General features: G+C 45.5%; 8 protein-coding genes, 1 tRNA gene and 1 riboswitch. All 9 genes read left to right on the top strand.

What is annotated here, in order from left to right; translation table 11 throughout:
* Positions 1–101: 101 nt before the first annotated feature.
* The 9 genes from APB76_RS04380 (at position 102) to thiH (ending at position 8,856) form a co-directional block, all read left to right on the top strand.
* Positions 102–178, top strand: a tRNA-Trp gene (locus APB76_RS04380).
* A 150-nt stretch (positions 179–328) separates the two neighbouring features.
* Entirely contained in the window at positions 329–1,711 is a 1,383-nt protein-coding gene (locus tag APB76_RS04375; RefSeq protein ID WP_054963183.1) for a multicopper oxidase family protein, read from the top strand.
* 108 nt (positions 1,712–1,819) lie between these two features.
* Complete coding sequence (gene crcB / locus APB76_RS04370) at positions 1,820–2,203, top strand: fluoride efflux transporter CrcB (protein WP_049846331.1); 384 nt, start codon at positions 1,820–1,822, stop codon at positions 2,201–2,203.
* 69 nt (positions 2,204–2,272) lie between these two features.
* Positions 2,273–2,371, top strand: a riboswitch (TPP riboswitch).
* Between the two features lie 163 nt (positions 2,372–2,534).
* Positions 2,535–4,475 (top strand): phosphomethylpyrimidine synthase ThiC, encoded by a 1,941-nt coding sequence (thiC, locus tag APB76_RS04365; protein ID WP_054963182.1) that lies wholly within the window; start codon positions 2,535–2,537, stop codon positions 4,473–4,475.
* Entirely contained in the window at positions 4,475–5,851 is a 1,377-nt protein-coding gene (locus APB76_RS04360) for a thiamine phosphate synthase (RefSeq protein WP_054963181.1), read from the top strand. Before thiC ends, APB76_RS04360 begins: the two co-directional genes overlap by 1 nt.
* Positions 5,841–6,617 (top strand): HesA/MoeB/ThiF family protein, encoded by a 777-nt coding sequence (locus APB76_RS04355; RefSeq protein ID WP_054963180.1) that lies wholly within the window; start codon positions 5,841–5,843, stop codon positions 6,615–6,617. The genes APB76_RS04360 and APB76_RS04355 overlap by 11 nt, the downstream gene beginning before the upstream one ends.
* A gap of 74 nt (positions 6,618–6,691) precedes the next feature.
* Entirely contained in the window at positions 6,692–6,946 is a 255-nt protein-coding gene (gene thiS, locus APB76_RS04350) for a sulfur carrier protein ThiS (protein WP_049846415.1), read from the top strand.
* Positions 6,947–6,951: 5 nt separating this feature from the next.
* Positions 6,952–7,719 carry a thiazole synthase gene (locus APB76_RS04345; protein ID WP_054963179.1) on the top strand — a complete coding sequence of 256 codons (768 nt, stop codon included), beginning with the start codon at positions 6,952–6,954 and terminating at the stop codon, positions 7,717–7,719.
* 18 nt (positions 7,720–7,737) lie between these two features.
* On the top strand, positions 7,738–8,856 hold the full coding sequence (gene thiH, locus APB76_RS04340) for a 2-iminoacetate synthase ThiH (protein ID WP_054963178.1): 1,119 nt from the start codon (positions 7,738–7,740) through the stop codon (positions 8,854–8,856).
* The last annotated feature ends 67 nt before the right edge of the window (positions 8,857–8,923 follow it).

The following is an 8,923-nucleotide window of genomic DNA, read 5'->3' as shown; positions in this document are numbered from 1 at the left end:
CACGCCGGGGGTCGCGGGTTCGAGTCCCGTCCGCTCCGCCATTTATTTAGAAACCTCGCTAAGGCGAGGTTTTTTCGAATCTATAATTTGAAAGATTCTACAGGGGTGTAGCTCCAATTGGCAGAGCAGCGGATTCCAAATCCGCGTGTTGGGAGTTCGAATCTCTCCACCCCTGCCATATTTAAGGCTCTAGCAGCAATGCTGGAGCCTTTTTGTTTTCGAAGAGGCAATTACTCAACTCCCAGTTCTCAAACTACCTACGTTATTGAGAATTATTCCCACCAATTTGTTACTTTAGTTACTTATTCATTCAAAAGTCTAATAGATTATGGAATTCTCTCGTCGTCATTTTATCAAAACTGGATTAGCGTTTTCTGCGCTTAGTGTACTGCCTGCATGTACTTTAACCCGAGCTAACAATGATAAAGGTGAGTTTGTTTATGATCTCACTGCAGAGCCCGCAACGGCTGAACTTGTACCTGGTTATACAACGAATGTACTTGGATTTAATGGTGAGATTCCAGCCCCGACGATTCGTTGCCGTCAAGGGCAGGAAGTCACGATCAGATTTACCAACAAGCTTTCAGAGCCAACTACGATTCACTGGCACGGGCTAAGAATTCCAATTGAAATGGATGGCGTGCCATTCTTAAGCCAAGCGCCAATCATGCCAGGTGAAACTTTCGAGTATCGCTTTACCCCGCCTGATGCTGGTACATTCTGGTATCACCCGCATATGAATAGCGTCAAACAACTTGGTATGGGGTTAGTGGGGCTGATCATCGTCGAAGAAGCGGTTCCAGTAGAGTTTGATGAAGAACACGAGTTAATGCTTAAGCACTGGCACCTTGATAAGCAGGGGCAGTGGAAACAGTTAATGATCCCTCGTCTTAGCGCCAGAATGGGAACCCCCGGAGAGTGGAGTAGCGTTAACGGTGTACATGAGCCTAAGTATCAATTAAAGGAAAATGCCACTACTCGGCTGCGTATCGCAAACGTCGATAATACCATTACCTATCCGATTGCTATTGAAGGAGCCGAAGCATGGGTGGTAGCCATTGATGGTAACCCGATTAAAACACCCTATAAGCTCTCTCAACATAAAATTGGCCCAGGGATGAGGGTTGACCTTGCCTTAAGAGCTCCGAAGCAAGGAGAGTCCGTTTATGTCCGATATATGAAGGGTAGATTTCCCTTTCCTTTGTGTGAGTTTGAAGCGATCAGGTCTGATCTTTCCGATCACAAGCCGATCCCTCATCTTCCTCTTAATCCAGTGCCTGATCTTGATTTAGCCAATGCGGAGAAAATTGATTTCGTATTTGAATGGGAAGGGGCAATTTCACCGGTTGGGAAAGATGGTAAGTCTGTTCCTAAGTTTTGGTTAACCAATAAACGGGCTTGGGAAGGGATGTCGAAAGATAATATCCCCGCGCCACTAGCTTCATTACAACTGGGTAAAACTTATATTTTCTATCTCAAGAATGTCACTCAGTATCACCATCCAATTCATATCCATGGCCATACATTCACAGTATTAGATCTCAATGGTAAAAAGGTCGAGCAGCCTTTCCACACTGACACTGTTTTACTAGGCAAAAACGGTACGGCTATCGCAGCGTTTGTGGCGGATAATCCAGGGCGTTGGATGTATCACTGTCATGTGATAGAGCACATGAAAACCGGACTAATGGGGTATATTGAAGTAAAGTGACTCCTGTAACTTTTAAAAAGTTTGCAGTTAGCAATGGCTAAATCTTAATTTATGATCTTCCGCAAGCGTGTATTTTGGCTACAATACACCCAGTCAATCGGAGGAATTATGGGTCAGTTTTCAATTTTGGGTTTTATCGCACTCGGTGGTGCATTTGGAGCATGCTCTCGTTATCTTGTTTCGGAGTTTTGTGTTGCGCTTCTTGGGCGTGGCTTTCCATACGGTACGCTAACTGTTAACGTGGTCGGTTCTTTCATTATGGGTTTGCTTATTGCGGCTTTTGAAAATGAGATGCTAGCTACCGAACCATGGCGCCAAATTATCGGATTGGGCTTTCTTGGCGCGCTAACCACCTTCTCTACATTCTCTATGGATAATGTGCTTCTAATGCAGCAAGGAGCATTTTTTAAGATGGGTTTGAACGTGTTGCTGAATGTCTTTTTAAGCATTTCTGCTGCATGGATTGGTTTTCAAATACTCATTAAGAACTAATGTTGGTTAAAATTTAGCTAATTATTGTTCATCACGGCTTGGTTTACCTAAGCCGTTTTTATATACTGCAATTACTTGTCGGAGTGCCATAAGGCTGAGACCGTTTATTCGGGATCCGTTGAACCTGATCAGATTAGAATCTGCGAAGGGAACAAGAGAAGATATCTACACCAGAGTTTTGTCTGGTTACCTATCAAATAGTCGAATGTTGTTATATACCATTAGTGCACACTAATAAGGTCATAATTCGATTCCTCTTGTCGCATCTTTCCGCCAAGCATTTTTATCCCATTACTTTTTATCTAAGAATAACAAAGCAAGGAAAAATGCTATGTCGAGTCGCAAACAAGCGAGACTGGAAGCAAAACAGTTCATTGATACACTTTCGGTACAGCCGTACCCAAATTCAAGCAAAGTCTATGTAGAGGGTTCACGCCCAGATATTCGTGTACCTATGCGGGAAATCTCGCTCGCGGATAGTCTTATCGGAGGTACAAAAGAAGCGCCTATTTTCGAACCTAATGAGCCTGTACGTGTTTATGATACCTCTGGCGTCTACACTGACCCAGAACACGCTATTGACCTTTACAGCGGCCTACCAAAGCTAAGAGAAGGTTGGATAGAGGAACGCGCCGATACTGAATTACTCGAAGATGTTAGCTCGGTATACACCAAGGAGCGCTTAGAAGATGAGACACTTGATGAGCTACGTTATGGCAATTTGCCGCGAATTAGATGTGCTAAAGATGGTCAGTGTGTCACTCAGCTGCACTATGCGCGCAAAGGCATTGTTACCCCTGAGATGGAATACATCGCCCTGCGTGAAAACATGGGCCGTGCTCAATATCGCGATGAGGTGTTGAATCAACAGCATCCAGGGCAAAGCTTCGGGGCCAATTTACCCAAAGACATTACTGCAGAATTTGTTCGTAAAGAAGTAGCAGAAGGTCGTGCGATTATCCCTTCCAATATTAACCATCCAGAATCTGAACCAATGATTATTGGGCGTAACTTCTTAGTTAAAGTAAACGCTAATATCGGTAATTCATCAGTGACATCTTCAATTGAGGAAGAGGTTGAGAAACTAGTATGGGCGACTCGCTGGGGTGGCGATACTGTTATGGATCTGTCTACTGGTCGCAATATTCACGAAACTCGTGAGTGGATTCTACGTAACAGCCCCGTGCCGATCGGTACTGTGCCAATGTACCAAGCGCTTGAAAAAGTGAACGGTATTGCGGAAAACCTCAACTGGGAAGTGATGCGCGATACTTTGATTGAGCAAGCAGAGCAGGGCGTCGATTATTTCACTATTCACGCAGGTTTACTGCTTCGCTATGTGCCTATGACGGCAAAACGTGTTACTGGCATTGTTTCTCGTGGTGGTTCTATTATCGCGAAATGGTGTTTAGCGCATCATCAGGAAAGCTTCCTATATACTCACTTCCGCGAGATCTGTGAAATCTGTGCCAAGTATGACGTGGCTCTTTCTCTTGGCGATGGCTTACGTCCTGGCTCAGTAGCCGATGCGAACGATGAAGCGCAATTTGCTGAGCTTCGTACTCTTGGTGAGCTAACCAAGATTGCTTGGGAATATGACGTACAGGTCATTATCGAAGGTCCTGGCCATATACCAATGCACATGATCAAAGAGAACATGGAAGAGCAGTTAGAACACTGCCATGAAGCACCATTTTATACCCTTGGCCCACTGACAACCGACGTTGCACCTGGCTATGACCATATTACATCTGGCATTGGTGCCGCGATGATCGGTTGGTATGGCTGTGCGATGCTTTGTTACGTTACACCAAAAGAGCACCTTGGCTTACCGAATAAAGAAGACGTTAAGGTGGGTATGATTACCTATAAGCTCGCAGCACATGCGGCTGACTTAGCCAAAGGTCACCCTGGTGCTCAGGTTCGAGATAATGCGCTCTCTAAAGCGCGTTTTGAATTCCGCTGGGAAGACCAGTTCAACCTATCGCTAGACCCTGATACCGCTAGAGCTTATCACGATGAAACCCTGCCTCAAGAGTCTGGAAAGGTTGCACACTTCTGTTCAATGTGTGGACCTAAATTCTGCTCTATGAAGATTTCACAAGAAGTTCGTGAATACGCGAAAGATACTGATCAAGTAGCGGCTGACCAAGCTATCTCGATCAAAATGCTCGACGATCCACTAGAAGGCATGCGCCAAAAATCGCAAGAATTCCGAGAGACTGGTTCTGAGCTATACCACCCAGCAGCTCATGCAGAGGTAAGTGACTAATGAGCAAAATCCTAATTCCGTCATCATTGATTGAGCTAACAGGCTTAGTTCAGCAATGTTTGTTGTTGGCGAAAGAACAGGGTTTTTGCATCGAAGAGATTGAGTTGGGTGTCAGCCCAACTCAGTCTGTTCAGCTTGTTCGCGACCAACAGATTACGCATGTCGCTACCGATCTCATTGAGGGGTATGACTGTGAGTCAGATTGCTCATTTGCTATTTATTACCGCTCTGCTTTATCGGTAGAAGCCTGTGCGAAGCAGTCTTCCAACGCTATCTTTATTGGTATTGCTGATGGTTTGGCTTGTGATAAAAGGGATGAAGTGCTTCAGCTTGATGTCTGGCGTCATCCCATTAACGACGAAGTGAGAGCACTTTCCGTTAGGTCTAAACTCAATTCTGTATTTGAGCCTGAGTATCACTTTGCTTGGATAGTTGTATTGACCGTACTCGACTTTCCTGTCGAAGATACGTTAACACTCGCGCGAGGAATGACAACTCAACAAGCGAATGTTTCACGTGAAACAGCGTTGAATGAGAAATCTTTGACTCAGTGGGCTGAGCAATTCAATCAGTTCCCAACTCCAGTACTAGAAGATAGCCGACTTGGCATACAAGTCGGGTGGTCTGCGCAAGGGGAGAGTGTCTGCTTTCCTAGTTTAACTAAGCAGAGTTTAGGGCTCTACCCAGTAGTAGATGATGTTGCTTGGATTGAACGCTTACTGCCGTTAGGTATCAACACTATTCAACTGCGAATCAAGAACGCGCAGCAAGCCGATTTGGAACAACAGATCATTCGAGCGATTGAACTCGGTCGCCAATATCAAGCGCAAGTGTTTATTAATGACTACTGGCAGTTAGCGATCAAGCATAGTGCTTATGGTGTTCATCTTGGGCAAGAAGATATAGAAGAGTCAAACTTGGCTCAGCTAACCAAAGCTGGCATTCGTTTAGGCCTTTCTACCCATGGCTATTATGAGTTGCTTCGTATTGTGCAAATCCACCCTAGCTACATTGCGCTGGGACATATCTTCCCAACCACCACTAAGCAGATGCCATCGAAGCCACAAGGCTTAGTTCGCTTAGCTCTATATCAAAAATTGATTGATAGTATTCCTTATCCTTGCACGCAAGAGAGCACTAGTGGTTTGACTCTTGGTTATCCAACGGTAGCAATCGGCGGTATTGACCAATCGAACGCAGACCAAGTTTGGCAAACAGGCGTTTCGAGCTTGGCGGTCGTTAGAGCGATTACATTGGCACAGTCACCTGAGCCTGTGATTGAGTTTTTCAACCAGCTGATGAAGGAAAGGCAGTCAGCGTTTACTGATTCAATCTCGATAGCAACTAATGAAGAGAGAGAACAACATGCTCACTGATCAGCAATACCTCCGCTATCAGCGTCAAGTCGCTCTGCCAGAAATCGCTGAAAGTGGTCAGGAGAGGCTGAGCAAGTCGCATGTATTGATAATTGGCTGTGGCGGACTTGGAAGTGCTGCGAGTCTCTATTTGGCGTCGGCGGGGGTCGGTAAGTTAGTGGTCGTTGATGATGATGAGGTCAATAGTAGCAACTTACAACGTCAGATCATCTATCGTGAACGTGATCTCCAGCTTGCTAAAACGGAAGCGACAGTCAAACAGCTTTCTGAACTTAACTCCATGATCCAAGTTCGAGCACTTCACAAGCGGCTCGATAAGGCACAGTTGCAGCTTGAAGCTATGCTGGCGGATGTCGTGTTGGACTGCACTGACAATATGCCAACTCGTCAGCTAATAAACCAAGTTTGTTTTGAACAAGCAAAGCCACTGATATCTGCAGCCGCGATTGGCTGGCAAGGCCAATTTGTTGTCTTTGACTATCAAGCGAATAGTAGTGCTGACGGACAAGAAGGTAAGGCTTGTTATCGCTGTTTGTATCCATTCGATGAACTGCCACATACGCAGAAATGTAGTGACAGTGGTGTGGTTGGCCCTGTGGTGGGCACACTTGGTAATTACCAAGCATTGGCGGCGATACAAAAACTTGCTACCGGCCAGTTTCATGTCGAGGTCGCCAAGCTGCATCTTTTTGATGGTTTGAAAATGCAGTGGCGAACTATGGGGATAAGCAAAGACAAACAGTGCCAAGTTTGCGCTCAAGATTAGAGTGCAAGTTAACAGAGCAAAACATCCAATAGGTCTACTTAAAGTAACGATTGGAAATAAGAGAGATGGAAGCAATGGCGTTATCAGAACAACAAACAACACAAGCACTTGCCGAAGAACTCGATGTGATCACTATTGTCATCAATGACCAATCACATCAAGTTGCCAGTGCGTCAAATCTACAGCAAATCATTCGCCAGTTTGAGCTGCCTGAAATGGGGTGTGTTTTTGCAATTAATAACAATGTTGTGCCGCACAGTGAGTGGGCGAGTACAGTACTTTCGCAGGGAGATAGCATCTCTTTGTTTCAAGCTATCGCAGGGGGTTAAAGTCGATGCTTAAAATTGGTGATAAACTGTTCGAATCACGCCTGTTCACAGGAACCGGCAAGTTTGCTAATAGCCAATTAATGGCGCAAGCGATTCAAGCCTCAGGCTCTCAATTAGCGACCATGGCGTTAAAGCGCGTTGACGTAAACGATCAGCAAGATGATATTTTGAAGCCGCTAGTGCAATCGGGCGTAAACCTCCTACCGAACACTTCTGGTGCGAAGAATGCGAAAGACGCTGTTTTTGCCGCGCAACTAGCGCGTGAAGCGTTGGAGACAAACTGGTTAAAATTAGAAATTCACCCTGATCCTAAGTACTTGATGCCGGACCCAATTGAAACACTTGCTGCTGCCGAACAATTGGTTCGCGAAGGGTTTATTGTGCTTCCTTACTGCCATGCAGATCCTGTGTTGTGTAAGCGGTTGGAAGAAGTGGGCTGTGCAGCAGTAATGCCATTAGGCGCGCCGATAGGATCAAACAAAGGCATCGTCTCTCACGACTTCCTAGAGATTATCATCGACCAGGCTAATGTTCCTGTGGTTGTGGACGCAGGTATTGGAGCGCCTTCACATGCCGCGCGGGCAATGGAAATGGGCGCAGATGCGGTACTTGTTAACACAGCTATTGCTGCATCAAACGATCCAGTTGCGATGGCACAGGCATTTAATATGGCGGTCGAATCGGGGCGTATGGCCTATGAAGCGGGTCTCGCAGGTAAGGTGTCTCAAGCAGTCGCATCGAGTCCACTGACTTCATTTTTAGATGAGCTATAAGTTCTAAGCGAGAATAAAATGAGTTTCGTTGAACAATTTAAGCAGCTCAATTGGGACGACATTTCGATGTCGATCTATGCCAAGACGGCGCAAGAAGTCGAACGTGCATTGAATAAACCCAAGCGTAATTTAGAAGACTTCAAGGCATTAATTTCGCCTGCTGCCGAGCCCTATTTGGAGCAGATGGCTCAGTTGTCTTACACGGCAACTCGTAAACGGTTTGGCAATACTATGTCACTCTATATTCCCCTGTACCTGTCTAACTTGTGTGCCAATGCTTGTACTTATTGTGGCTTCTCGATGGAGAACCGTATTAAGCGTCGTACTCTAAACAAAGATGAAGTGTCTGCGGAAGTGGAAGCGATCAAACGAATGAAGTTTGATAGCGTTTTGCTAGTAACAGGCGAACACGAAACCAAAGTGGGCATGAACTATTTCCGTGAAATGGTGCCAATGATAAAGCAGCGCTTTAACTATTTGGCGATGGAAGTTCAGCCGCTCGATCAAGATCAGTATGCTGAACTAAAGACCTTAGGGTTGGACGCCGTGATGGTGTATCAAGAAACATATCATCCATCTACCTATGCTGAGCACCACTTGCGTGGTAACAAGATGGATTTTGAGTACCGACTAGATACTGCGGATCGATTGGCAAAAGCGGGCATAGATAAGATTGGTATCGGTGCCTTGATTGGCTTGGAAGAGTGGCGAACTGATTGCTTTTATGTTGCGGCGCATCTCGATTATCTAGAGCGCACCTATTGGCAAACTCGTTACTCGATTTCGTTCCCACGATTGCGTCCATGTGAGGGAGCGCTTCAGCCAAAGTCGGTGATGACAGATAAACAATTGGTCCAACTCATTTGTGCTTATCGCTTGTTGAATCCTGAAGTAGAGTTGTCTCTATCGACTCGTGAGTCACCAAAATTTAGAGATAATGTCTTACCCTTGGGGATCACAACCATGTCTGCAGCATCAAAAACTCAACCAGGTGGCTATGCGATGGATGACACTGAACTGGAGCAATTTGAAATTTGTGATGAGCGAAGTGCAGGTACAGTCGAAGATATGATTCGCGCTAAAGGGTTTGACCCCGTTTGGCGAGATTGGCACTCTGCTTATTCAGGTCTATCTTAAGAATTGGTGTTTCACGTGAAACACAACTAACAATAATAAAGAGGGTTGATGCATCACATCAACCCTC

The organism is Vibrio bivalvicida (assembly GCF_001399455.2).
GTDB lineage: Bacteria > Pseudomonadota > Gammaproteobacteria > Enterobacterales > Vibrionaceae > Vibrio > Vibrio bivalvicida.
The sequence above is the reverse complement of the archived record's forward strand: the minus strand, read 5'-3'. Positions and strand labels throughout refer to the sequence as shown.

Excerpts from the sequence above, each read along its gene's own strand:
- crcB (WP_049846331.1), top strand. The coding sequence starts at position 1,820 with ATGGGTCAGTTTTCAATTTTGGGTTTTATCGCACTCGGTGGTGCATTT.
- thiS (WP_049846415.1), top strand. The coding sequence starts at position 6,692 with ATGGCGTTATCAGAACAACAAACAACACAAGCACTTGCCGAAGAACTC.
- APB76_RS04360 (WP_054963181.1), top strand. The coding sequence starts at position 4,475 with ATGAGCAAAATCCTAATTCCGTCATCATTGATTGAGCTAACAGGCTTA.
- thiC (WP_054963182.1), top strand. The coding sequence starts at position 2,535 with ATGTCGAGTCGCAAACAAGCGAGACTGGAAGCAAAACAGTTCATTGAT.
- APB76_RS04355 (WP_054963180.1), top strand. The coding sequence starts at position 5,841 with ATGCTCACTGATCAGCAATACCTCCGCTATCAGCGTCAAGTCGCTCTG.
- thiH (WP_054963178.1), top strand. The coding sequence starts at position 7,738 with ATGAGTTTCGTTGAACAATTTAAGCAGCTCAATTGGGACGACATTTCG.
- APB76_RS04375 (WP_054963183.1), top strand. The coding sequence starts at position 329 with ATGGAATTCTCTCGTCGTCATTTTATCAAAACTGGATTAGCGTTTTCT.
- APB76_RS04345 (WP_054963179.1), top strand. The coding sequence starts at position 6,952 with ATGCTTAAAATTGGTGATAAACTGTTCGAATCACGCCTGTTCACAGGA.